The organism is Rhizobium croatiense, assembly GCF_019793465.1.
Taxonomy (GTDB): Bacteria; Pseudomonadota; Alphaproteobacteria; order Rhizobiales; family Rhizobiaceae; genus Rhizobium; species Rhizobium croatiense.
This window is the reverse complement of record NZ_JAILYJ010000028.1, coordinates 1-24,030: the sequence shown is the minus strand read 5'-3', so window position 1 is coordinate 24,030 and position 24,030 is coordinate 1. Positions and strand designations below refer to the sequence as shown.

The 24,030-nt window shown below is 59.6% G+C and carries 17 protein-coding genes and 4 pseudogenes; 14 read left to right on the top strand and 7 right to left on the bottom strand.

The annotated features are described in order from the left end of the window. Positions 1-3: 3 nt before the first annotated feature. The 3 genes from icmH to tssK form a co-directional block, all read right to left on the bottom strand. A complete protein-coding gene (icmH, locus tag K6M89_RS29220; protein ID WP_004678820.1) occupies positions 4-1,293 on the bottom strand; it encodes a type IVB secretion system protein IcmH/DotU in 1,290 nt (429 codons plus the stop codon). Beyond that, entirely contained in the window at positions 1,293-2,459 is a 1,167-nt protein-coding gene (locus tag K6M89_RS29215) for a type VI secretion system-associated FHA domain protein (RefSeq protein ID WP_018247169.1), read from the bottom strand. The genes icmH and K6M89_RS29215 overlap by 1 nt, the downstream gene beginning before the upstream one ends. A gap of 61 nt (positions 2,460-2,520) precedes the next feature. After that, positions 2,521-3,876, bottom strand: coding sequence for a type VI secretion system baseplate subunit TssK (gene tssK / locus K6M89_RS29210; protein WP_004678823.1), 1,356 nt, complete (start codon positions 3,874-3,876; stop codon positions 2,521-2,523). Between the two features lie 654 nt (positions 3,877-4,530). On the opposite strand from tssK, the pseudogene K6M89_RS29205 reads away from it, so the two are divergent. Both K6M89_RS29205 and K6M89_RS29200 read left to right on the top strand, forming a co-directional pair. Beyond that, positions 4,531-5,078, top strand: a pseudogene (locus K6M89_RS29205) (transposase); the annotation flags it as partial. 965 nt (positions 5,079-6,043) lie between these two features. After that, positions 6,044-8,509, top strand: a complete 2,466-nt coding sequence (locus K6M89_RS29200) for a hypothetical protein (protein WP_225881312.1) — start codon at positions 6,044-6,046, stop codon at positions 8,507-8,509. Between the two features lie 1,285 nt (positions 8,510-9,794). Here K6M89_RS29200 and K6M89_RS31345 read toward each other — a convergent pair. Continuing rightward, positions 9,795-10,151 (bottom strand): annotated as a pseudogene (locus K6M89_RS31345) (IS3 family transposase); the annotation flags it as partial. A gap of 93 nt (positions 10,152-10,244) precedes the next feature. Between K6M89_RS31345 and tssA the strand changes: the two are divergent. The 7 genes and pseudogenes from tssA to tssG form a co-directional block, all read left to right on the top strand. Beyond that, on the top strand, positions 10,245-11,237 hold the full coding sequence (tssA, locus tag K6M89_RS29195) for a type VI secretion system protein TssA (RefSeq protein ID WP_004680423.1): 993 nt from the start codon (positions 10,245-10,247) through the stop codon (positions 11,235-11,237). Positions 11,238-11,272: 35 nt separating this feature from the next. After that, a complete protein-coding gene (gene tssB / locus K6M89_RS29190) occupies positions 11,273-11,827 on the top strand; it encodes a type VI secretion system contractile sheath small subunit (RefSeq protein WP_004680424.1) in 555 nt (184 codons plus the stop codon). A 2-nt stretch (positions 11,828-11,829) separates the two neighbouring features. Beyond that, positions 11,830-13,317: a type VI secretion system contractile sheath large subunit gene (gene tssC / locus K6M89_RS29185; protein ID WP_004680425.1), complete on the top strand. Its 1,488-nt coding sequence runs from the start codon at positions 11,830-11,832 to the stop codon at positions 13,315-13,317. Positions 13,318-13,432: 115 nt separating this feature from the next. Then, positions 13,433-13,966 carry an Hcp family type VI secretion system effector gene (locus K6M89_RS29180; RefSeq protein ID WP_004680426.1) on the top strand — a complete coding sequence of 178 codons (534 nt, stop codon included), beginning with the start codon at positions 13,433-13,435 and terminating at the stop codon, positions 13,964-13,966. A gap of 86 nt (positions 13,967-14,052) precedes the next feature. Further along, on the top strand, positions 14,053-14,556 hold the full coding sequence (gene tssE, locus K6M89_RS29175) for a type VI secretion system baseplate subunit TssE (RefSeq protein ID WP_004680427.1): 504 nt from the start codon (positions 14,053-14,055) through the stop codon (positions 14,554-14,556). Further along, on the top strand, positions 14,556-16,442 hold the full coding sequence (tssF, locus tag K6M89_RS29170; RefSeq protein ID WP_004680428.1) for a type VI secretion system baseplate subunit TssF: 1,887 nt from the start codon (positions 14,556-14,558) through the stop codon (positions 16,440-16,442). The genes tssE and tssF overlap by 1 nt, the downstream gene beginning before the upstream one ends. Further along, a pseudogene (gene tssG / locus K6M89_RS29165) lies at positions 16,406-17,377 on the top strand (type VI secretion system baseplate subunit TssG); the annotation flags it as partial. The gene tssF and the pseudogene tssG, both read left to right, overlap by 37 nt. A 105-nt stretch (positions 17,378-17,482) precedes the next feature. Here tssG and K6M89_RS31705 read toward each other — a convergent pair. Then, positions 17,483-17,620, bottom strand: a pseudogene (locus K6M89_RS31705) (CoA ester lyase); the annotation flags it as partial. 549 nt (positions 17,621-18,169) lie between these two features. Between K6M89_RS31705 and K6M89_RS29160 the strand changes: the two are divergent. Next, positions 18,170-20,197 carry a type VI secretion system Vgr family protein gene (locus tag K6M89_RS29160; protein WP_004680430.1) on the top strand — a complete coding sequence of 676 codons (2,028 nt, stop codon included), beginning with the start codon at positions 18,170-18,172 and terminating at the stop codon, positions 20,195-20,197. A 456-nt stretch (positions 20,198-20,653) separates the two neighbouring features. Here the strand turns inward: K6M89_RS29160 and K6M89_RS31560 are convergent, their stop codons facing one another. After that, complete coding sequence (locus tag K6M89_RS31560; RefSeq protein ID WP_010068000.1) at positions 20,654-20,782, bottom strand: hypothetical protein; 129 nt, start codon at positions 20,780-20,782, stop codon at positions 20,654-20,656. A gap of 130 nt (positions 20,783-20,912) precedes the next feature. Here K6M89_RS31560 and K6M89_RS29150 point away from each other — a divergent pair, with 130 nt between their 5' ends. The 4 genes from K6M89_RS29150 to K6M89_RS31700 all read left to right on the top strand — a co-directional run bounded on the left by K6M89_RS29150 (position 20,913) and on the right by K6M89_RS31700 (position 23,001). Then, complete coding sequence (locus tag K6M89_RS29150; RefSeq protein ID WP_004680431.1) at positions 20,913-21,884, top strand: leucine-rich repeat domain-containing protein; 972 nt, start codon at positions 20,913-20,915, stop codon at positions 21,882-21,884. A gap of 525 nt (positions 21,885-22,409) precedes the next feature. Further along, complete coding sequence (locus K6M89_RS29145) at positions 22,410-22,715, top strand: hypothetical protein (RefSeq protein ID WP_004680432.1); 306 nt, start codon at positions 22,410-22,412, stop codon at positions 22,713-22,715. Between the two features lie 42 nt (positions 22,716-22,757). After that, positions 22,758-22,910 (top strand): hypothetical protein, encoded by a 153-nt coding sequence (locus tag K6M89_RS29140; RefSeq protein WP_312863359.1) that lies wholly within the window; start codon positions 22,758-22,760, stop codon positions 22,908-22,910. Beyond that, the gene (locus tag K6M89_RS31700) at positions 22,867-23,001 is read left to right on the top strand and encodes a hypothetical protein (protein ID WP_004680433.1); all 135 of its coding nucleotides are present in this window, start codon (positions 22,867-22,869) and stop codon (positions 22,999-23,001) included. Before K6M89_RS29140 ends, K6M89_RS31700 begins: the two co-directional genes overlap by 44 nt. Positions 23,002-23,342: 341 nt before the next feature. On the opposite strand, the gene K6M89_RS29135 is transcribed toward K6M89_RS31700, so the two are convergent. Beyond that, the gene (locus tag K6M89_RS29135) at positions 23,343-23,642 is read right to left on the bottom strand and encodes a hypothetical protein (protein ID WP_004680434.1); all 300 of its coding nucleotides are present in this window, start codon (positions 23,640-23,642) and stop codon (positions 23,343-23,345) included. Positions 23,643-24,030: the final 388 nt, after the last annotated feature.

The following is a 24,030-nucleotide window of genomic DNA, read 5'->3' as shown; positions in this document are numbered from 1 at the left end:
TCTTCATTGTGTCTTTGTGATGATGATTTGAATCCGACGGTTCCGCGCGCGGCCCTCGGGCGTGTGGTTCGAAGCGACCGGTTCTCCGCTCCCTCTGCCCTCTTCTCGCACGCGGCCTGGGTCATTCATCATGGATTTGATAATCTCGGCAGCTGCGCTCGCACGCGCGAGCGAAAGGGAATCGTTTGAAGGGAAGGCGAGTGATTGCACCGGAATGGCGTCGGTGTGCCCGGTCAGGAGGACCGATCCCGACTCACCGTTCAGAGAACGACCAATTCGTAAAAGAAGCGGCAGGAACATTTTCTTCACTTCCGGACTAGCAGAATCGAACATCCCGGAGGCGCGAATGATAACGACGATCTGCTGTGGGTCCTCGGACACAGTGACAAGCCCTTCGCGGATTTCGGGCTCGAGGAAGTTACGCAGTCGGTCGCTGCTCATAACAACCTTTGGTGGCAATGCGATTCTCGCCGATCTGACAACGCCGTTCGGCGGCAATGTCGCGATATCGTTGAAGACAGCGTCGGCGCGGGCATTTAATGCATGCAGGAGTCCGGCATAGATCGAGAGGAGTAATCCTGCCCCAAACGCTACGACGGCCCAGATTGGAACGATTGTGCGGCGTGGCTCCGGATTATTTGAGTTCCTCCGCCAGTGCGGGGATAGTTCGCGCTCGAAGTCACCACGGGCTGCTCGGATCAGGCGGTAGACGTCTTCGCACAGCACACTGAGCTCTGCGGCTCCTCCCGCAGTGACGCGGTAGCGGCCTTCGAAGCCCAACCTCATGCAGTAATAGAGCAGCTCCAGCAGTTCTATATTGATGGCCGGTTCATTTTTCAATTGCGTCAGCAGATCGAAGAAGCGCTCGCCGCCCCAGGTATCGCTGAACAGCGATCCCACCAAGCTGCGCGTCGTCCAGACGCTGTTGCTGCCCCAGGCTGTGTTCAGAACGATGTCATCGATGGTCGCGCAGAGGGCGTATTTGCAGACCTTGATCGCTCGCGAGGGCAATCCGAGCGGCGTGATCCGACGCTCAAAAGCATCGATCTCCCGCAGCACCCTAAGGCGCAGTGCTTCAACGTCGATATGGCTAGCACTGCTCTTGAGCTGAGCGCTGAGACCCAGCAGCGCCGCCGCGGCCGCGACCAGTGGATTAAGTCGGTCGAGCGCAAGCATCTCCCAGGTAAGTTCCTCCGCCACTGGCGATGACGGCGAAGGGACAGCCAACTGCTCCTCGGCGTGAAGGAGGACGAGTGGCTGGGATTTTGGCATCGTTTCCTCAATCACCATCATCAACCCGCCCACTTCCCTTTGGAGCGGACGCTCTCATCGTGGGATCGGCGGGTGGGTCGACTACGCTCTCGCACTGGGCGCGCGAAGTCGGCGCCGAAGCTCCGGAGCAAATCGGTTTCGATGCTCGATACGACGTCATTGAAGACGCGCACGTACGCACTCCGGTTTCGCGCCTTATGGTTGCGGTGCAAAAGGGAACGGGGCCGCCCCATCGCCTTCTCGATCCCTGCTAGGGACAAGCGTGCACGGACGCTGGACAGAGCCTTCTGCACAGCCGCGAATGACACGTCATGCGTCCCACGGTCGGTGAAGGCTTGCTCAACGGCCAGGTCTCCGCGGAGGAACCCGCTGGAGTCATTGCACAGAACTGCGCGCAACGCCTCACCGACATCGGGGACGAGACTCAGGGTTTTTTCGTCGGAACTCTTATTTCTGAATAATTGTTCGCCAGCTCTCGCTCGGAGAGTATGCTGTGCAGCGCGGCGGAATACAGAAGCATTTTCCCTGCACGATCCAACACGCTTACGATGCCGGCATTCCGGACATCTGCCAATGATAAGCCGCAGGCGGCAAGGAAAGCCGTGACAGCCGCTCGATGATTCTTGGCGAGATGATTGCTCCACCTTGGGTTGCGTCAAGATGGGGGCCCGATCTGGCACACTGTCTGCGTAGATATCCCACGGACTTCTCATCATGCCCGCCAGCGCGTCTAAACGAGTGCCTAAGAACGGCAATGGTAGGAACTCGCCGTCCCTCAGGTCCAGCAGCGCTTCTTCACCCCGGGTGCAATTGCCCGCCAGGAGCGACGAGGCCGTTTCGAGGGGGCCAAGAAGACTCAACTCCTCACTTGTCGCTGCAAGTTGTCCCTCCGGTTCGGCGGCACTCTCCGCAATGGATATCGAAGGCGACACCGCGACGACATCGGTCATATAGGCGCCGATCTGAATAACATCGCTGGTTTTCCGGGCGACCGGCGCCTCTGACGGAAGCGGCACCGCCTCGTCATTTTGACATGTGTCGTCGCGGCCTCGGTCGATCAGTACGTATCGCCGTGCCATGCACTCGATTGAGCAGTGGGATTTCGAGACCATCTGCTGATCATCCGGCAGAACCAGGCTGTTGCCTGCTCGGCTGGTAGTCAGTCCACCAGCCGCGTCGCCCGGCACGAGATATTCCGGAAAACTACATCTATTGCTGTGTACACGTAGCGTGAGGGGCATTGGTGGGCTAACTCAAATGTGGGTTCTGTCCGGCTCGGATGGCCCAGAGAGCCATTTCGAGATTTGGGAAGTCGCCAGCAACGTGCAGCGCCAAGCCGGCGGATTGGGGCATATCCTTCCAGAAGCGGCTATTTTGATCGATCTCGAAATAGCTGAATCCAACATGGAACGGGATCTGACGCGGCGCGACCGGTAGGGGATTGATGATAATGCCGGGCAGTGCGACATTGACGAGTTCCGTGATTTTCTCCGCCGGGCCGATCTTAATCTGAGACGGGAACTCGCGCCGGAGGCGCTCGACCTCAATATCAGCCCGAGCAGCCAGCACGAAGCTCGAGGTCGTAAAGAGAGAGCGGTCGGCCACCTCAGCCACATGGACACCGTATTTTTGCCGCTGCAGCGGTACGGGGACCGCAGTCTGCTCAATCACTGCACCCAGCGAAGCCCGGATCGACTGCATCACTGGCAAAAACGCCTCCGCGAGAGAGTCGTGCTTGTAAACACCAAGGGTCGGGGCACGTTTATCGACGCGGGCGAACGTGGCTAGTTCACCCGCCAATTGGAGCATGACAACATACAGCGATTCCGGATTTACAACGGCGGCCTTGGACAGGTGGCAGAAGTACGGCTCGTACCGATTGATCGCCTGCAGCAGAAGGAAGTCCGCGAGCTCTGCAACCCGGCTCGTTCCCGACTGGGAGACCCGAGTGGCCAGAGCTTCACCACGATGGTGAAGCAGGCCGGTGATCTCAGTGATGTAGTTCGAGAGGACCCGGGAGCTGGCGCAGTCGGGGGTTGGCGGCACGTGCGTTTCGTCCAGAATGATCTGTCGGTCGGCCCGGACCTCTATGATACGGGCGATTGGGATGCAAGTGTAGCCAGACCGGTCTGCCGCGTCCGGCAGCAGTCGAAAATCCAGCCTCGCTACGTCGATGGAGGCGCTGCCTCGCTCGCCAGCGTTGGTGTCGACAACATCCTCAGTGGAGACTGCGAAGCGGATAGGTACGTCAATTCCCGCTTGCGCGTCGGTTTCAAGAGCGCCGGGTTGATAAAACGGTACCGCCAAGTGAATAAGCGAATCTCGAAAATCCGGCGGAACGTCGTAGGGAGTTGGCTGGTTGGCTTCGTCAGGAATACTGAAGGGCATCCCGTCCTCCAAGACGCCGCGAGCCGCTTCGATGGCGATCTTACCGAGACCAAGCAGCTCTCGATTGAGCCGCAGCTCGCTGATACCCCACCCGTACCCATGCAAAACCGCCGTCCTGCTGCGCACCAGCTGTTCGACGTGACGATCGGCCTGCTGAAAATGCTGCGGGCGGAGGAACAAGCCCTCCGACCAGACGACCCTATTATTCCACGACATTCAAGACTCGCCTCGCGTCCACCTGACAGAACGGCTTTCTCAGTAAAAGTAGCAGAGCTTCACTGCCCCCTTGCATGCACATCTGATATCCAACAATGCGCTGGTAGAAGGGCATCGCGTGTCGGGACAGCTCAGATATGCAAGCGCCGAAGCTCATCAGGATTGGTCATGAGCCCCCTTGCAGCGCGACAAGCAAGGGGTCTCATCTAGACTGTCGCTCAGTAGCCCGTTGCCCTCAGAGCCTTATTGGTCGTTCATGTTCACACTGACCTACAACGCGCCAATTCGCCTGTCCTGTCACTCGTACGAGATGAATCTCGCAAATGACCGCCCGGAAGCCTTGAGACCCGGCGCCGCAAGTACGGGGCCAAAAGAGCAGCGCAACAGGCAAGGTGACACGTGATGCGCATTGCCTCGTCGAAAATGTTCCTGAATACGCTGAGGCAGTGCCGCCGCCAACATCGTCTTCACGCGCCGCCGCCCCTAAAGCACCTTGACGACCAGTTTAGCGATTAGACAACCACCTCCTGGACACGATCCACGAACCGGTTGCAGTCCCGGTTCGCGCCAGGTGCGGGATAGCAGCCCTGGCGGCATGGATCATTCATGCGGCGAAGATAGGCATTTCCACATTTGGTGATGCCCAATAGCTAGCGAATGGGATATGCGCTGCGCCTCATGTTGGCGCGCGAGCACATGCAAGATGGCACGGTGGAGATCGACCGTTTTCATCTCGGTGAGCGACCGAGAATGGATCCGGACGGTCTACCGCCTGGACGGGGCCGAAAAGGCCTTTCGATACATGCAGGGCGCGCGACGGCGAAAGGGATCGAACCGCAACCTGCCTGCTGGGCGGTGAGGCGTTCATGGCGATTGGCAAGAGCTTTGCTACGCATGAGAACGTAAAGCATTCGAGCCGCGAATTCGTCCAAGTCGCCGTCCACTCGGTGGGAGGTTTCAAGTCCCGGGTCCGCCGCACCATTGCCGGCGTCTTTCATCATATCAGCCCGCAGCATGCCTTGTCTTTCCACGAGATCGGCTTCCGCTGGTCACAGCGCATTGTTACGGGCCAGGCAGTGCGGATACTAGTCACGGGTGCCGCCGGCGCTGCGATTGCTGCAAGTCTTTCGCGCTATTACCGGCCGGCAATGCGCAGAAGTCCGGATGCCGGGATCATCGTTAAATCTCCCAGCCTTTTGTGATAAGGCCGCGTTGTTTAGCGGAAGCCAGCAAGGAGTTCGAAGATGAAGGCCGACCTCACTGGCGCCGCAATTGGCGACAGTTGCCACTACCCTGGTATCGGTGGGCCAATCCCACCATAGAAGAGATCATGTCGATGTTTCGTCGTAACCGGCTTGCGCGGCACCGGCGGCCGTCAGCGTTGATAGCAATCCGTGCCGATCGCCACATCAAGCACGGACCTCCGGTCTGGAGAACGGGTCGTCGCTGCATCTCTCGAAGGATCGCCGCTGTCGTTATGGGTTCACGCAGGAGCTGCGCCATAGCCGCTCACTAACCGGATGCGAGCATATCACCTGTGCATGCAATCCAATACCGGGACTGCGCTAGTTTGAATCGCGGGCTCTTCTCCGTGGTTTTTGAGGTTCTGCTGCAATGATGCGTTTACGCTACCAGTTATCAACGGCCTGGCCATGTCTTCGGGATCTGCCGGCCTCCCGTCACCTGAGCTCGATTCCGCAGAGCCGCCCCATGCCACAACAGCAAAAAACGGGACCCACGGTGATTGAGCGGCGTCCGAACGAGGCTCGGCAAGCTGGAGCGGTCGATGGTCGCAGTCGCGCCCCTTGCACTCTGGTTAAGTCGCTTGAGCCCCTGATAAATTCTGACCTTCCGTCAGCAGTCGGTGCCCGACAGCTGACCCCTTGTTTCCTGAAGGCCATATCCCAGGGGGGTGAGCATGGTTGACAGGGACCCTCGGACTAAGGGGCAGGGCTCTTCGCGGCCGGATGAGGGCCGGCACCCAGCGGATCAAAGAGCGCAGTCTTCAGTGGCGCGTGTCGATCAAGTGGCCGACAACTTCAATTCGGACGACATCTGGCAAGAGAATTCGGTATTGCGTTACGTGGAAAGGCTAAGCGTCGGCCAGCCAAGCCCGCCGACCGAGCTTCAAAGCCCTGAAGAACAAACCCCGCAAATGATGGCTGACATGACGGAACTGACGAGAGTTCCGGTCGTCCCGGCAGAGACCGCGTTCAACCTCACGAGGACAACAGATGAATACAATAATGCCGATCGCACTATTCACCTCGTCGAGGGCCAGCCGCTGGAGACTGGCCCTCAGCGCGGGGGGCTGCATGGCCTTGGGAATTTAGAAGCCTCAGCGGTTGCCGGGCCCACCGAGGTGCCGGGTGGAAGAGAGGAGCATTCGGCCATGTCCGAGGTGCCCGCGGAGCCCAGCGATCCGACCGGTGGCGGGCGCAAGAGGCGGACTACTGAGAAGGACGCAGATCCCAGGCCCAGCCGCAGGCAGACGTTATATGCTCAAAGGCCGCTGGCGTTGGCGCCTGATCTCAGCGCCGCGAATGCCGGCATAATCGTGGGGCCTCGAGCGGCGTTCCGGACGGTGTCGGCCCAGGACCAGGCGAGGCTGGACGAAATCGCCAGGCAGACACCGCGGCAGTCGAGGCAGAGCAAGGGGGCGTGGGCGGACGCGCTGAAGGCGGCCCATCCCTATCTCAGCGCCGCCGATGCCGCCGTAATCGTGGGCGTCGTAAAGCGGGTTATCGCCAGGAGGGCGGCGTATCGAACGGTGTCGGCCCAGGACCGGGCGAGGCTTGACGAGATCAAGGCGGCGACACCGCAGCTGCCGGGGCAGAGCAAGGGGGCGTGGGCGGACGCGCTGAAGGCGGCCCATCCCGATCTCAGCGCCGCCGATGCCGCCATAACCGTGGGCTCTTTTAAGGACGATATTGCAAGGAGGACGGCGTTCCGGACGGTGTCGGCCCAGGACCAGGCGAGGCTGGACGAAATCGCCAGGCAGACACCGCAGCTACCGGGGCAGAGCAAGGGGGCGTGGGCGGACGCGCTGAAGGCGGCCCATCCCGATCTCAGCGCCGCCGATGCCGCCATAATCGTGGGTGCCGTAAAGCAGGATATTGCTAAAAGGGCCGCGTTCCAGACGGTGTCGGCCCAGGACCAGGCGAGACTGGACGAAATCGCGGCGGTGACACCGCGGCTGCCGGGGCAGAGCAAGGGGGCGTGGGCGGACGCGCTGAAGGCGGCCCATCCCGATCTCAGCGCCGCCGATGCCGCCATAATCGTGAATGCCGTAAAGCAGGATATTGCTAAAAGGACAGCGTTCCAGACGGTGTCGGCCCAGGACCACGCGAGGCTGGACGAAATCGCCAGGCAGACACCGCAGCTACCGGGGCAGAGCAAGGGGGCGTGGGCGGACGCACTGAAGGCGGCCCATCCCGATCTCAGCGCCGCCGATGCCGCCGCCATCGTGGGCGCCGTAAAGCGGGTTATCGCCAGGAGGGCGGCTTTCCAGACGGTGTCGGCCCAGGATCAGGCGAGGCTGGACGAAATCGCTAGGCAGACACCGCGGCTGCCGGGGCAGAGCAAGGGGGCATGGGCGGACGCGCTGAAGGCGGCCCATCCCGATCTCAGCGCCTCCGATGCCGCCATAATTGTGGGTTCCGTAAAGCATAATATTGCTAAAAGGGCGGCGTTCCGGACGGTGTCGGCTCAGGACCAGGCGAGGCTGGACGAAATCGCCAGGCAAACACCGCGACAGTCGAGGCAGAGCAAGGGGGCGTGGGCGGACGCGCTGAAGGCGGCCCATCCCGATCTCAGCGCCGCCGATGCCGCCACAATCGTGGGCGCCTTAAAGGACGATATCGCCGTGAGGGCAGCGTTCCGGACGGTGTCGGCCCAGGACCAGGCGAGGCTGGACGAAATCGCGGCGGTGACACCGCAGCTGCCGGGGCAGAGCAAGGGGGCGTGGGCGGACACGCTGAAGGCGGCCCATCCCGATCTCAGCGCCGCCGATGCCGCCACCATCGTGGGCGCCGCAAAGGACGAAATCGCCAGGAGGGCGGCGTTCCGGACGGTGTCGGCCCAGGACCAGGCGAGGCTGGACGAACTCGCTAGGCAGACACCGCAGCTGCCGGGGCAGAGCAAGGCGGCCTGGGCGGACGCGCTGAAGGCGGCCCATCCCGATCTCAGCGCCGCCGATGCCGCCGTAATCGTGGGTGCCATAAAGCAGGATATTGCTAAAAGGGCGGCGTTCCGGACGGTGTCGGCCCAGGACCAGGCGAGGCTGGACGAAATCGCGGCGGCAACACCGCGGCAGGGGGGGAGCAATGCGGCCTGGGCCGATGCGCTGAAGGCGGCCCATCCCGATCTCAGCGCCGCCGATGCCGCCACCATCCTGGGCACCTTTAGGGACGATATCGCCAGGAGGGCGGCGTTCCGGACGGTGTCGGCCCAGGATCAGGCGAGGCTGGACGAAATCGCTAGGCAGACACCGCAGCTGCCGGGGCAGAGCAAGGGGGCGTGGGCAGACGCACTGAAGGCGGCCCATCCCGATCTCAGCGCCGCCGATGCCGCCATAATCGTGGGTGCCTCGAAGAAACGGATAGCCAGGAGGGCAGCGTTCAAGGTGATATAGGACGGCTCATGACTCATCACCACATTCCCTAGGAACTGCACCATCATGTGCGTTGGTTGTCCACCACGGGATTGCATGAGCATGTGAGAGCGCCGAATTTTTCTTCAGTCTGGAGGCCAATACCTGGCTCGAGATCGATATTTAGGGGCACGACGGCCGGCGCATTCCGGCTGACTAACACGCCGAGAGCGACCTCGTCTTCGACGGTCGGGAGCGCAGAATGTCGGCTCGCATGCCGCTGCGACCATCAGCCCGCTCCTCGCAAGATTGGCGCCAAGGCCGCCGTCGAACGATGGCGACGAGGCAAGTTTTTCCAAAACTTTCTTTAGCATAGAGGTAGAAGGATCGCTACAGCGGGGTTGCAGTGCGCGGGCGGCTAGGGTGACTAAGTGCGTGCACTCCACGACCGTCAAACGGGGTCGGTGTCCGTCAATTCGAAATCGCAGGGATCTGCACGAGAGACCGCGTGGTTGCCCTGCACGACTAATGGAAGCAGGGTCGACAGTCACGTTGGGATGCGGTAGGTGCGCGATAGAACGGGGGATTGGCGGCGGGACTCGATTCTTTTTAGAAGATCACGCAAAGCCGCATCACACCCATTGTCAAAAGTAAATACCGCGACGATGGTTATTAAACTTCGACTTCCGTCGAAAACGGCAATGGCGCTCACGAAGGAGGCCGGCCGCTGCGAAACCCCGCCATCTCCGCACCCCACTCCTTCGCTCCAACTGGGAGCAAAATGAATGAGGCAACGTGCGAATCTCGGGGAGCATCGTTACATGCGGTCAATACGGATCTCATCCAGATTGTCGCCCTATATGCCTCGTGCGGCGATCCGGCGGAGCGCAGGAGATATAATGCCGTTGAAGTGCTCGAGCCGTTCTACCACTGACGCCGGGTCGCTGCACGCGCGATGGACCCGCCGGCTGGCTGCTCGTTCGATGAGGGTCCGCGCGCCGACACCCCCAAGAGCGATCGCCGAGGACGCCATCCACCTTATGCAGCAACTGGCGCGGAGGCGGCCGCGCGAAGACTTCGTAGTTGGAGGCCTTCAGGCTCACGTTTGCAACGGTACTCCGCAGGTTGCCCTTTGCAACGACTGCCCGACGATGTCAATTCAATCTGGCTGAGCTTGTACCGTCAAGTTTATCCAGTTTGGGGTTCGCTCCAGCGGTGGGTTGCGCATCTGCGGCGGCATCGGCGGGTTTAGGTGCGGAGACCATTCCGAATGCGTAGCACTGCATCACGTCGCGGGTTGCCGATCTGGGCGAACTCTGCAGGGTTAGTTAGCCGAGGCCAGAGTGCTTGGCTTGCCACGCTCCTCAACAACCCGATCCAGTCCACAGGCGACCGCAGGCCGGAGAGCGAAGTATCGGCGACGAGAGTCCGGCTTTCCTCACGACCATCAGAAGCCTGAACCCGCGCCAACGATCATTGGCAGCCAGCGGGATCAACACCAACGCTTGCCTTTCGCTCGTTTCCGGCCACGGCGCTTGCGCATCGTGAGCTTCTCCTCCCGATGGACCCGGAAGAGCTTCTTGTTGTTCACAAGGTGTCCCTCGCGCCTGAGCAGCACATAGCTGCGTCAAGATCCGAAGCGGCGGCATTCACGCCCCAAGCATTCACGACATATACGAATGTCGATTGTGCATGAGCAATCGCGTCTGCTCATTGCTAAACATTGAGAAACAGAGGCGCGACGATCTTTTATGTCGGGAAAACTGGGATTTGGGTCATGCTCGATGCAGATCATCTATTAAAACCGATCAGCGACGGCAACGCATGCGGGGATGCTCTCGATTACGATTTGAGCTTCCTGGAGCTGGAGATAGCGTCGCATGGCAAGCCGCACCAGCAGATAGGCGACTCCATCGCCACCGAGGAGGCTCCCGATTGGACAGAGGTGTGGCGGCTTGGCCTCGACCTTTCTGCCCGCACTAAGGATCTAAGAGTCGGCATCTTGCTCACACGATCCGCCCTCAGTCAGTTCGGCTTCTCTGGTCTAAGTCGGGGGCTTGAGCTGCTCGCGGCCTATGTCGAGCTCTACTGGTCAGAGCTACATCCGCGACCGGATCCAGAAGATGACGAAGATCAGACCGTTCGCCTCAACGCTCTAGCGAGCCTCTGCGATCTCTCCGGGCTCTTGGCAGAAATACGCCAAGTCCCACTCACCTCCTCCAGGCAATTCGGGACTTTTACGCTCCGCGATTGGGCTGGTGCGCTACGGTCCCAATCTACGGAAATTGATCGTTCGACCATCGAGCACGCCTTCATCGACACCGATCCACTGCAGCTCGAGCAGATCAGCACTGGTCTCCACGCCAGCCTGGCAGCCGCCACCCATCTAGACGCGAGTGTTCGGCAGCACGTCGCGAGTGACGAGGCCGTTCGATTCGACCCTCTGATAGTGCTACTCACCCAGGCCAAGGATCTGGTCGACGCCCATCGGAAAAGGGCCCAGCCTGCAGCCCCGGCATCTCCATTGCCAGACTCTAGCAAGGCCTCTTACCCCGAAGTGATCCGCAACCGCGATGACGTTGTCGAAATTCTTGGCCGCATTTGCCACTGGTACCAGGTGAATGAGCCCGCGAGCCCGCTGCCAGCCCTCCTGGAGCGCGCGCAGCGACTTGTCTCGAAGGACTTCATGGCTCTTATCAAAGAGTTGGCGCCAGAAGGGGTTGCCCAATACCGTTCGATTGCCGGTCTGGCGGTCGGCGAGGGCACGTGACGTGCGCAATCTTCCCTATCAGGAGAGTGGAACACATGACAAAGGCGAGTAGTCAAAAGTTCATCGCGCGGGTTCGTCCGCCTCGCGTACAGATCGAATACGACGTCGAGACCTATGGCTCTCAGAAGAAGGTTCAGCTTCCCTTCGTGGTCGGCGTGATGTCCGACCTCGCCGGCAATGCTGCCGAGCCGCTTGCCCCTGTCGCGGAGCGCAAGATGATGGAGATCGATATCGACAATTTCGATGATCGGCTCAGATCGCTGAGGCCCAGGGTGGTGATGCGGGTGCCGAACCTATTGACCGGAGAAGGCCAACTCGCTGTCGACTTGACGTTCGAGCGGCTCGAAGATTTCTCGCCGGCGGCCGTGGCGCGCAAGGTCGACAGCCTTAGCAGGCTGCTCGAGGCGCGAACGGAGCTCTCCAATCTGCTGGCCTATATGGACGGGAAGAACGGTGCCGAAGAGTTGCTCACCCACTTCCTCGCGGATTCGGCACTGCTAAGCGCCCTCGGCAATGGCATCGAGACTGAGAAGCCTGATGCAGTGGTTGCCGCTCCGCCATTGGCATCCCCAGACACAGAGGAGAACTGATCATGATGCCTGCAGATGCCACAGATGTACAGGTCGCCACCGTTGATCTCGGCGATTTCACCCGCATGCTTCGATTCGAGTTCAAGATCCGCTCGGACCACTCCCGTGACTTGGTGGAGAGTGCCGTCCGAACACTGGCCGAGCAGGCACTTCAAAACACGTCGCTAATCAGCGACGATGTCGTCACGACTATCCAAGCAATGATTGCTTCGATCGACCAGAAGCTTTCTGCACAACTCAACGAGATCCTCCATCACGAAAATTTCCAGCGCGTGGAATCAGCTTGGCGGGGCTTGCATCACCTTGCCATCAACACCGAAACCGATGAAACGTTGAAGATTCGCGTTCTCCCAGTTTCAAAGGTGGAGATGTCCCGAACTCTGCGGAAATATAAGGGTGTCACCTGGGATCAGAGTCCGCTATTCAAAAAAATTTACGAAGACGAATACGGCCAAATCGGCGGTGAACCCTATGGCTGCCTGATTGCCGACTACTATTTCGACCATACCCCACCGGACGTAGAGTTGCTTTCGGGACTGGCGCAGATCGCGGCGGCGAGCCACTCACCGCTTATATCTGCCGTCTCACCACATCTGCTGCAGATGGATTCTTGGCGTGAGCTTGCGAACCCGCGTGACATCACAAAAATCTTCCTCACGCCCGAACATGCCCCTTGGCGGGCGTTCCGCGAGAGCGAGAACTCTCGGTACGTGGCCCTGACCTTACCACGCACCCTTGGCCGGCTGCCCTACGGGGCCAAAACCAACCCGGTCGATGAATTCGCCTTCGAGGAGGACACAGACGGCGGCGACAGCGAGAAATACCTTTGGACGAACGCAGCCTACGCCATGGGCGTAAATATCACGCGCTCGTTCAAGCTCTATGGCTGGCTCTCCAGAATTCGTGGCGTCGAATCCGGCGGCCTGGTCGAGGGTCTGCCGGTACATACCTTCCGCAGCGACGACGGTGGCGTCGACCTAAAATGCCCCACTGAGATCGCGATCAGCGACCGCCGTGAGGCCGAACTGTCCAAAAACGGTCTTCTACCGCTGTTGCACCGCAAAAACACGGACCTCGGCGTATTTATTGGCGCTCAAACTATTAACAAGCCGGTCAAATACGAAGACCCCGACGCGTCAGCGAACGCCGAACTCAGTGCCCGGCTACCCTACATCTTCGCAACCTGCCGCTTCGCACATTATTTGAAGTGTATGGTCCGGGACAAGATTGGCACGTTCAAGGAGCGCCACGAGGTCGAGGAGTGGCTCAACCAATGGATTCAGGGCTATGTCCACCCCTCGCCCGAGCTTGGGAGCGAAGAGAGTAAGGCACAGCAGCCGCTCTCCTCAGCCGAGGTCAAGGTGGAAGAGGTCGAAGATAATCCCGGATATTACGTTGCGAGATTTTACATGCGGCCACACTACCAGCTCGAAGGCCTAACCATCTCTTTGAGACTTGTCTCGCGCCTGCCATCCGCCCGCAAGGACTGAGAAAACCCGCAGATGATTGTGCTCCGTTCTCGGCGCCAAAACTCCGGAATAGCTGCCCCGGGCTGGCCGATGCAATCCAGGCCCAATCAGATCAACGAGAAAAGGAAAGTCCATCATGGCGTTCGACGCGGTTATAAAATTCACGCAAGCGTCCAAGGACGGCATTTTGCCCAAGGGCGAATCTATCATTCTAAAGGACGGTATCACCCTAGCGGACGAATGGAGCTTTTCACTCGAAAACAAGCTGAACATTGGGCCTCATACCGCCGGGGCGGGCGCGGGCAAGGCCGAATTCGAGGTCTTCACTATCAAGAAGCAGGTGGATACGTCATCGCCCTCTCTGTACGTTGCCTGTGGTCGCGGCGCCCACTTCAATAGCGTCGAACTGAAACTTTTCAAAGCGACGGGGAGCGGACAAGCTACATCAGAATCGAACCTGTTCTTGCACTGGAGTTTCAACATGCTGGTAGTCGAGAAGGTCGAGTGGTCCTATGCGGAAGAGGCCCCCGAGGAGACGATCACATTCCGGTTCGGCGCCTGCAAGGTCATTTATTACAGGCAGGATGAAAAAGGCGCTCTTACCAAAGCTGGCGAGGGCATCTGGAACCAAATCGCGAACAGCACCGACTTCAATAGGCTCGTCGGCTGATGGGGCCATCGGCAACCCGGGAATATTCGGGGCTGCGCGCGAAAACGACAGATCGACTCGTCGCCATTGCACCTGGAGATTGTAACATGGGCAGAGATGTTAAGCGGGATCTCGTGCAACCATCCCTCCTGGACCGGCTTACGGACGATGAGCCGCGCAGCTCGTGTGAAGCGCAGGACAAGCGCAGCTTCTCTGTTCGCCAACTGGAAGAGGTGATTCTACGCGATGTTTCCTGGTTGTTGAACACCAATCAATTGGGTGCAACCGTAGATCTACAAGCGTACCCTCACGTAGCGGCCAGTGCACTTAATTATGGTGCCTGGCCTCTCAGCGGACAAATTCGCGAAGGCATGGATAAGAGCGCATTGCGCGAAGCGATAATCGAGAGCCTTCAGCGCTTTGAGCCGCGTCTCTTACCGGACACCCTGAAGGTCACGGTCCTGGACGATGGTCAGGGTTGCGGCACTTTTCGCTTTAGGATCGAAGCCGATCTGTGGGCGCAGCCATTGCCGGTGCGAATGGTGATGCGTACGGAGGTAGATTCCGAGCTCGAATCCGCCCGCGTTCATCTCGGTACAGAGATAAGCTGATGGATCCCCGGCTCCTGCGACTGTACAACGACGAACTTGCTTATATGCGCGAGATGGGGGCCGAGTTCGCCCGTGCATTCCCGAAGGTCGCCGCCCGGCTCGGGATGGAATCAGCGGAGGTCGCCGACCCCTACGTCGAGCGGCTTCTGGAAGGCTTCGCTTTCATGGCGGCGCGGGTGCAATTGAAGCTTCAGTCTCGCTTTCCGGAATTCACCCAGCACCTCCTGGAGATGGTCTATCCGCATTTTCTACCGCCGCTCCCCTCGATGACGATCGTCCGTTTCGAGCCCGACCAGGATGCCGGACGACTTGAAAATGGATACCTCGTGCCGCGGGGAACCAAGCTTTTGGGCCGTCTTGCTCCGGGCGCCGTCACACATTGCGAGTTCCGCACGGCCCATGATGTGCATCTCTGGCCAATTGTGGTGAGCGCTGCCGATTATTTTTCGACGCCGGGGCAGATCGCCGCACTGGATCTTCCGGCCCGGCAAGATGCGAAGGCTGCTTTGCGACTACGCCTTCGTACCACCAATGGCATGCCGTTCAATAAACTCGGACTAGAGGCTCTCACACTGCACCTAACAGGCCCCGGTGGCATCGGCGCCGCACTCGCCGAACAGCTTCTCGGTGACGCATGCAATATCATAGCCCGTCCGGTCGGCCGGCCTATCCCTTGGCAGGAAAAGATTCCGGTTCATGCGCTGCAGCAACGCGGTTTGGAGCCGAGCTGTGCTCTCCTGCCCGAGGTGCCACGCTCTTTCGACGGGTACCGTCTCCTACAGGAGTATTTCGCCCTCGCGGAGCGGACGTTGTTCGTCGAGGTTAGCGGGCTGGCAGACGCAGTAGCCCTGTCAACTGCCGAGACCCTTGAGATCGTCTTCGCACTCAGACGTGTCGAGCCACGGCTGGAACGACAGCTCGGGCCCCAAAATATCGTTCTCTTCGCAACGCCCGCGATTAATCTCTTCGAACGCCAGGCAGATCTCGTCCACGTGAGCGACAAGAACACCGAGCATCATGTGATTGTTGACAGGATGAGGCCGCTCGACTTTGAGGTCCACTCGATCCTCGAGATGAGCGGAGACGGGGCGAAAAACGAAGCGGCTCCCGTGAGGTTCTACCCGTTCTATAGCATCAGCGCGCACGGTCAGGAGGAGCAGCATTCCAGATACTACGCGATCCGCCGGGAGCAGCGCCTCATGTCGGAGCACCAGCGTCTAAATGGCGCGCGGACTGGCTACATCGGCAGCGAAACGTTCGTTTCTCTAGTTGATCGCCAGGCGGCTCCCTATTCGGCGGAACTCCGGCATTTGTCTGTAAACTGCCTGTGCTCGAACCGGGATCTGGCGCTGCTGCTGCCGATCGGCCGGGACGTGACAGACTTCACCCTGGAAATCGGCGCTCCAGTTACCGCCACCCGGTGCGTATCGCCCCCGAGCCGACCGCGCCACTCCTTCGCCAATGGCGATATCACTTGGCGATTAATTAGCCATCTTTCACTGAACTACCTCTCGATCAGCAATTCCGATAGGAACGACCACCGGGGCGCAGAAGCGCTACGTGAACTCCTCCGCCTCTACGTCGATCCAGTCAATGCCTTCGCCTCACGGCAGATCGACGGGATCCGGGAGATTCGGTCCAGGCCTGCGGTCAGGCGATTGTCCAGCGGTGGACAAGCCGCCGTAGCACGTGGGATTGAGGTTGGTATCATCCTGGACGAAGCGGCCTTCGAAGGCGTTGGCATCTTTCCGCTCGCCTCCGTGCTCAACCAGTTCTTCGCGAAATACGTATCCATCAACAGCTTCACCGAGATGGTCGTCTCGACGCTACAGCGCGGGGAGGTAATGCGATGGCCGACGATGGCCGGCCGCCGGGCGATCCTTTGATTTCGGGGGCACTCGGCGACTTCCTAAGCTCGCTCAGGGCCGAACCGCATGCCTGCGACTTCTTCCAGGCTCTGCGGCGGATCGATGCAATCTGCTCAGATCGGCCTCGGCTGGGAGAATCGAGCGGTCCCAGCCTGGATCGCGTGCGGATCGCCCAGCAGCCCTCCCTTGCATTTCCGACTCGATCGATCGCGGGCGTGACTGCGCACGAGGAGAACGACCCCGTAATCTCCACCTACGCCTTCGGCTTGTTTGGACCCCACGGTCCCCTCCCATTGCATCTGACGGAGTACGCCCTTCTCCGGCAGCACAACGCCGCGGATGAGACGCTGATCCGATTTGCTGATACCTTTCATCATCGAATGGCCTCGTTCTTCTTCCGCGCATGGGCGGAGGGCGAACCGACCGTGAGCTATGACAGGCCACAAGAAGATCGATTTGCCCTTCAGCTCGGCGCGCTAGCCGGCTTCGGGATGACCTCCCTGCGCGCGCGGGATGCTATGCCTGATCTGGCCAAACTCCACTTCACCGGCCGTCTCGCCTCACACACCCGCAACGCCGAGGGGCTCGCTGCCATCCTCGCCAGCTTCGTCGAGGCGCCGGTTGATATCCGTGAATTTGTCCCAAAGTGGGTGGATCTGCCCCGCATATCGCTCTGCCTCCTGGGCCACGACCCGGCCACGGGCACGCTGAACAGCAACGCTATTGCAGGTGCGAGGGTCAGAGTGTGGCACCATCGGTTCCGACTCATTGTGGGTCCCCTCAGCCTGGCTCATTACGAATCGCTTCTGCCCGCAGCTCCCGGCCTTAAGTCGATAGCGGAGATCATCTGCAACTACCTTGGAGATGAACTTGACTGGGAGATTAACCTCGTTCTCCGTCAGGAGCAGGTCCCGGAAGTGCAGTTGGGTCGCTGCGGCAGACTCGGATGGTCCAGTTGGATGGGCAAGAGGAAAACGCGCCAGCACGCCGATGACTTGACAACTACCCCGACTGACCGGGGCCCACCGGCTGCCGCATGGCACTCTCCTGAAACGGACATCCATGATGCGGCGGGCCCGCTCGACCTTCTTTTCGGGCGGGGAGAAGATCTCCTTGGCGAGATCGATCTGGAACGGGTGAATGGCCCACGTAACCTCGATACCAAGTGCGGCGGCACGGCGGGCGGCGGCTTGGAAGGCCCGTTATGACAAGCATCGGAAGCTCGACTCTCTTCAGTAAGCTCAACGCAAACTGCAATGGGACCGCCAAGGCCCTTTGCAAAATTCGCCGTGACGCCTCTTTGGAACGTTATCGCCATTTTGACGCCCTTGAGGCTTCAGCAGCGGAGAGGCCTATCGAGCCGACGATCGCGGCGAAACTCGACCACCGTGGTTGTCCGCTCGGGCGCTGCGCCCTGGGCCTGGTTGAATCTTCCAGGAGACACGTCGTCGCTAGCACCGCCGGAATCCGCCAACTCATCGATGTTACAAGGCCGCATGGCGAGATTTGGGTGGGACTTAGCGTGGGTGAGTTCCAAGAGACCCACACGCTTTCTTCACCCCGCCCTCCCCCGCTTGGCTCTGACGATGCGGGCCAGCAAGACATCTTGGCTGAGCAACGGTCGGCGATTTCGATGCACGAAATAAACGCTTTTCGGCATCTTCGCCGATGGCTTCGGCAGCATCCTACTCACGCCATCGGGCGCAACCGCGCCTTCTCATCAAATCTGCGGAACACACACCACCATGGTCGAGTCAAGAATCGAGAGTCTCTTAAGGCACAATCGTTTTGTTGCGGTCACTTCGGCCGCGTCCGAGTTGAATGAAATCTCTCTCCGGCGGCTCAGTGGCACCGAGCGGCTGGGGGAACCTTTCCTCTACGAGGTGAAGCTCGCCAGCCGCAATCCAGTTCAGAACTTTGCTACGATCCCCGGTCAAAACCTGACAATCGGCCTTAAGCTCAAGGACTCGCAAACGCGCTTCTTCAACGGTGTTGTTACGCGCTTCCAATATCTCGGCCTCGACGATACCGAGCACCTCAACTACGTGGCGCAGGTGCGGCCGTGGATTTCATTGCTCGAGCATCGCTCTAACAGTCGGGTCTTTCAGAACAAGACGAGCATCGAGATCATCACCACGATTTTTCGAGAACATAAAGGCAATTTCAAGAATCAGACCGCCCGACGGTTCCCACAGCGCCCATATTGCGTCCAGTACGATGAAACGGATCTGGCCTTCGTCAGCCGCCTCATGGAGCAGGACGGCATCTACTACTATTTTGAACATGCTGAGGACCAACATGACCTGGTGCTGGTCGACAACGCCGCGAGTCACATGGCCTGCACGCCTGAGATCGTAGAGACCCACCACAATCTCAGGCCTGCCCGAAGTCTTTACCAAGAAGATGTCATCCTGCATTGGGACGAGGTCGTATCGCTACAGCCGAATAAGGTCGTTCTCAGGGACTATGACCATGAGAAGCCGATGGCAGAACTGACGTCTGTCGCGCGTGTTCCTCCCGTGAGGACAGGCGGCATTCCGCCATGCAAGCTCACGGGAAGCGCCATCACCCGACCGCGGGAGAGCGTGGCGGTCAGAACGGGCGAGACCTCGTCGGCAAGCAGCGGCTGCACGGCAATGCGGGAGGTCTTCGAGTATCCAGGCCAGTATACAAAAAAAAGCGATGGCGATTTCTACGCCACCATCCGTGCCGAGGAACTCGCCTGCAACGCTTATCGCGCGCGGATCGAAAGCACTGCGCGCCAGATAACGACCGGGTCATTATTCAAGGCGGCAAATCCCTTCTACTACGGCCAGGTCGGTTCCCGCCCGAAACCCACCGATCGCTTTCTGGCAGTCGGACAGGACTTCACTGTCATCGGTGAGGTGGGGGACGATCTCACTGCGGACACCGTGGGGGGGAAGGGCGAGCGGTTCCTCTATCACAGCAACGTAGAGATTATCCCCGCGACCACCCAGTACCGACCGAGGCGCCGCACACCGGCGCGGTTGATTCACGGACCGCAGACGGCCGTCGTCGTGGGCCCCGAGGGCGAGTCGATCGCGACGGATAAGTACGGCCGTGTGAAGGTTCAGTTCTTCTGGGACCGAGAAGGCGGAAAGAACGAGAACAGCTCCTGCTGGATTCGGGTGGCCCAGAACTTCGCTGGTAAGGGTTTTGGCAACCTGGTCGTCCCACGGATCGGCCATGAGGTCGTGGTTGATTTCATCCACGGCAATCCCGACACGCCCCTGGTGACCGGCGTCGTATACAATGGCTCAAATCTGCCGCCTGAAACCCTGCCGACCGACAAAACGCGGTCGACCTTCCGGACGCATACCGATGGCGGCGCCGCTAATGCCTACAATGAACTGCGCTTTGAGGACAAGCAGGGCCGTGAGGAGGTCTATTTGAAGGCCCAGAAGAATCATACCGTCGAGGTCGGGAATATCTACAGCATCGACGTCAAGAGACACTTCCTCCTGACCTCGGGCGGCGCCGCGCCCGACTCCCCTGCCGCAGCGGCCTTAGGTAGCCGCGTCGAGGTAACACCCGACAAGATCCGCCTTGTAGTATCGGGCAGAACCGGCCCGCAGGCCATCGAAATCAGCGGCGATGGGATCGCCATTATCGGCACGATGATTGGCGTTATGGCAACGCCTCCGCGGCTCGGGTCCATCGTCTCCATGCCGCCGCCGACACCGGGTCCACCCACGCCGTCGATAATGAAGCTTATTGCGACACTCGGGCTGCCGCCTGTTACGCCCGAGTGACACGATGTCAAGGTGAACTGGTTCTGGGCCTCGGCTGTCCGGAAGTCGTTGCCTTTAAGTCGGCAGGGCCCTGCAGGCGTAGAGAAAAAGCGTAACGGCTTCGGCGTCGTAAGCTGACCTACCAAATCAACGTGACACTGCGAGATTGCCCGAAAATGAGGAAAGGTTATCGCGCGTGAGCGTTTGTTCCGGGAACTTGCGCCTCAGTTAGATGGAGTTGCCACGCGAAATCGGCCGCAAGCGGCTCCAAATGCGTCTGGTTTAGGTCTCCACCAAGCTGGAACTGGTGGATGAAATACCTTTATCACTCGGCGTCACGAAATTGCGATCAGGGCGCGGGCGGCGCAAAAATCAGCGTTCTCGATCTGGGCGTTACAGCGCTGCTTTGCAGGGCGGGCTCTCGCCTCGAAGCGCTTCTGGCGGAGCGTGGCCGCCTCGAGCAGCAGTCGAAGCCTTTCACCATGCTCGAAGGTGTCTCGCTTCTATTTGCGTTTCGAGTTCCTGATAGGCGCTGGCCATGCCTGTCAGGCCGAGTTTGCGCAGCATGTCAATGGTGGGATTGTTCAACGTCGCGATAAAAATCATGCGCTGTCCAGCTCGAGGGAGGACGCTGGCCATGCCCCCGAAGCATAACGGGATACGAATTTGGTATTGGAAGGAAAGGTCGCGACGGAAGTAACATCAGCAGTGACGCAATGACCTAAGGAACGACGCAATGTACGGCAGAAGGCAGGGGGGTGTTGGCAATAGTTCCGAACAAGGCGGTGAAGACACCTTTAACTGGGTTGAAGGCTTGACTGGCTCCTCGTCCGGCGAAGCGGCACTGAAAGAAATTTTACTGGCCTGGGCGGAAGACGGGCAGCAGGAGCAGGACGAGGACCGGCACGAGGCAATGGCACGGATCGAGGCCTGGACGGAAACCCGCAATTTTCGTGCCCCCCTGAACTTAACATCGCTGTCCCTAACGGCACTGCCCCCCACCTTACCGGCCGGCCTCCAGCGGCTCAACGCCAATGACAACCGGTTGGGCAGGCTGCCCAACAACCTCCCGCCCGGTCTGCGAAAGCTCTCTGCCTGCGACAACCAGCTGACCACGCTGCCTGAGGTTCTTCCGGACATGCTCGAGACGCTCTACGTCGACGGCAACCGGCTGACCAGATTGCCGAACGAGCTTCCTTCCGGACTAAAGTATCTCTACGTCAACCACAACCGGCTGACCAGTTTGCCCGATAACCTGCCGCCTGAGCTCAGGGAGCTTCATGTCACCCGCAACGAAATCGCGCACCTGCCGGAGAATCTCCCCCTCGAATTGACGGATCTCCGCGCCGAACTCAATAATATAATTCGCCTGCCCGAGCGCCTTCCTGCAAAGCTCACGAGGCTCGAAGTCCCTCACAATGAACTGACTAGCCTACCCGAGGACCTCCCGGCCACCCTAAAGTGGCTCAGCACCGACAGTAATGAACTGACCCACCTGCCCCCTAACCTGCCGAGGGGGCTGGAGGAGCTTAGCGTTCGTGGAAACAACCTGAGAGGACTTGGCGACGGGCGAACTGCACTGCCGTACATTCTGTCGCAGCTTCCGCCTCATTGCAAAGTGTACCTGAATAACAATCCGCTGCCAGATCGACTGCGGGCGCACCTGAGCGCGCAAAGCGGGACGAGCCTTCCGCAGATCTTTTTGTGATGCTGCCTGACAAACGGGCCAAACTAGGTCCCTGCGTTTTGAGTAAAAGGCCTTTTGCCGAAGCCATGGCGGTGGGGTGCAGGCCAGGTATGACGCGTGCGGATCAAAAACAATGAGTTTGCAGGTTTATGCCGCTCGCCGGAATGTGTTGAGTTGTGGAAGCAACAGACGTCTCACTGAAGACTATGGCCGGAAAGCCCAGGCTCGGCACTTGTGTCCTTCGGGCGACCTTGCATGCGAGCCAGTTCGTACAAAGGATTACCCGCTATCGCGTACCAGGAGGTGCGACGCTTACGGCCTAGAGGCATTGCCGCCGGTTGGAACGTTCGGAAGCTGGACCCAGATTTCAACAGGCCTCAAGCGCATCCACCATTTCCACATGGTCCACCCCCAGCATCGCGTATTCGTTGATCTAACTACCCGAGACTCCAGCCTACGGGCCTATTTGCATTCGTCGGCGATCGACGACTCTGTCGCCTATTAGTTGAAATAGGGTTTCGTGGCGAGCCAGCAGAGGAACAGCCCATGGATGAGAAAAACAGCCCCATTGTTTGCATCTCGGGTGTAGACGAACGAAAGCTCGGCGCCGCTCTAATCGCGGTCCAATCGGCATTTAGTGTCGCGATTGCGGAACTATCGAAGCTTCACAAAGGGAACAGTCCTCAGTGGTTCGAAGACCTGGAGGAGGTGGTAATCGCTAACGCAAAAGGCACAGTCACCGAGGGCATCTCGCTGGATGTCGAGGTGGAAAGCCTCAAATTCGGCATCGACGTCCTTCGGGCGATCTTAGATGTCAGCCGCGTTGAGCTAGGCTTTGCAGCAAAGGAATAACCTTTCGCCCAAACGAGGTCTCGATGCTATTTGGCGCCGGAGATGTTCGATGCACACTCGAACCTTCGCATGAGTACCGCGCTCGTCGCCAAAGTAGCCCGCATCGTCACCAAATGGTACGGTCGTCCGACAAACCAGGAGGTCTTGCCGCATGATCGACGATACGACCTATGCATGGCGCACCGGCGTTTTTGAGGCAACGCGCGTTTTCCATGCGGAAGACCCGGGCGGACCAACCTTCATCGGGGGCAATTTGCGCAAGCCGGACTCCCATGGAAGACAATAACTTGTCGGACGCTGGGCGCACGAGACTGAGGGACTCAGCGTTGAAGATGTGCCGACAAGCTCGGCATTAGCGATGCACCCTGTATAGCGGGCAGCGACCGCCTTGCCATGCTTGAAGATGCCCTGAGCCGACACGCCCACAGTTGATAAAGATGTCGACTCAGTACCGCCGGCCGCTCCTCACCTTCTACCTTGCTGAGCCGCCAGCCATTGCGGCTCGTGGCAAGGATTTTTCGGACTCTTCCCGAGAATATGCACAACGCGACGCAGCGCTTGTCGACCCGCTGTTTCGTGAAGTTCGCGCTCGCCAGGAAATGGTGCGTGATGAGCCCTTTGTAAGAGTCACCCTTGCGCCGGCAGTCCGAGACCTCCCCGTTCATCTGGTTCGTCGTCTGGAATCGCAATCGATCGATGATCGACCTCCGCCCCTTCGTCGCAGGGATACACATCAAGTGGCATTGACCTGGACAGCGACCGCTCGCGCTGGAGCGCCGAATACCGGCGGCGCATTTCACCGGACGCAATCGACCCTGCCGTCCAAAGAGCGACCAGTTCCATGAAACCCGGGTCTTCATCGATCCGGATTCCTCGCGCCTTCCAACGCGCGATGACCCGCTCGGCTATGTCCCTGCGTGAATCCATTACCACTTCCCTGCCCCCTGCCCCCTGCCGCCTACGCGGTTAGATACCAAGATGGTGGGTTCTTCGCCAGTTCAAACCGTCCAATATGTCACGCCGGCCGCCCGCGATCCGTTTTCAGGAGCTTGTTAGCTGGAGCTATCGAGATCGCAGGACACACTTTCCAGCTCTCTCCCGACCTGATGGTCCCCGTCACCATCTTTTCCGTCCATGAATAAGGTAGGCCGCCCCCGATCAGTCCAGGCGATTTAAGTGCGAGTCCGCTTTTACGTCGCCTTGAGGTCCGTCAGCACCTTGTCAAAAGCATCCTTGACCGGCTTTGAGATTTCCTCCACCGCCCTGCTTGAGAGCACCCGGACTTCCTTGGCGTGCTGCAAACTTGTCTCAACGC

What these genes read in the sequence shown, in the direction of transcription:
- icmH (WP_004678820.1), bottom strand. Translation starts at nt 1,293, where the DNA reads ATGATGGTGATTGAGGAAACGATGCCAAAATCCCAGCCACTCGTCCTC.
- K6M89_RS31560 (WP_010068000.1), bottom strand. Translation starts at nt 20,782, where the DNA reads ATGATTTTTATCGCGACGTTGAACAATCCCACCATTGACATGCTGCGC.
- tssC (WP_004680425.1), top strand. Translation starts at nt 11,830, where the DNA reads ATGATGCCTGCAGATGCCACAGATGTACAGGTCGCCACCGTTGATCTC.
- K6M89_RS31700 (WP_004680433.1), top strand. Translation starts at nt 22,867, where the DNA reads ATGATCGACGATACGACCTATGCATGGCGCACCGGCGTTTTTGAGGCA.
- K6M89_RS29180 (WP_004680426.1), top strand. Translation starts at nt 13,433, where the DNA reads ATGGCGTTCGACGCGGTTATAAAATTCACGCAAGCGTCCAAGGACGGC.
- tssK (WP_004678823.1), bottom strand. Translation starts at nt 3,876, where the DNA reads ATGTCGTGGAATAATAGGGTCGTCTGGTCGGAGGGCTTGTTCCTCCGC.
- K6M89_RS29135 (WP_004680434.1), bottom strand. Translation starts at nt 23,642, where the DNA reads ATGGATTCACGCAGGGACATAGCCGAGCGGGTCATCGCGCGTTGGAAG.
- tssE (WP_004680427.1), top strand. Translation starts at nt 14,053, where the DNA reads ATGGGCAGAGATGTTAAGCGGGATCTCGTGCAACCATCCCTCCTGGAC.
- K6M89_RS29145 (WP_004680432.1), top strand. Translation starts at nt 22,410, where the DNA reads ATGGATGAGAAAAACAGCCCCATTGTTTGCATCTCGGGTGTAGACGAA.
- K6M89_RS29140 (WP_312863359.1), top strand. Translation starts at nt 22,758, where the DNA reads ATGTTCGATGCACACTCGAACCTTCGCATGAGTACCGCGCTCGTCGCC.
- K6M89_RS29160 (WP_004680430.1), top strand. Translation starts at nt 18,170, where the DNA reads ATGGTCGAGTCAAGAATCGAGAGTCTCTTAAGGCACAATCGTTTTGTT.
- tssA (WP_004680423.1), top strand. Translation starts at nt 10,245, where the DNA reads ATGCTCGATGCAGATCATCTATTAAAACCGATCAGCGACGGCAACGCA.
- tssF (WP_004680428.1), top strand. Translation starts at nt 14,556, where the DNA reads ATGGATCCCCGGCTCCTGCGACTGTACAACGACGAACTTGCTTATATG.
- K6M89_RS29150 (WP_004680431.1), top strand. Translation starts at nt 20,913, where the DNA reads ATGTACGGCAGAAGGCAGGGGGGTGTTGGCAATAGTTCCGAACAAGGC.
- K6M89_RS29200 (WP_225881312.1), top strand. Translation starts at nt 6,044, where the DNA reads ATGACGGAACTGACGAGAGTTCCGGTCGTCCCGGCAGAGACCGCGTTC.
- tssB (WP_004680424.1), top strand. Translation starts at nt 11,273, where the DNA reads ATGACAAAGGCGAGTAGTCAAAAGTTCATCGCGCGGGTTCGTCCGCCT.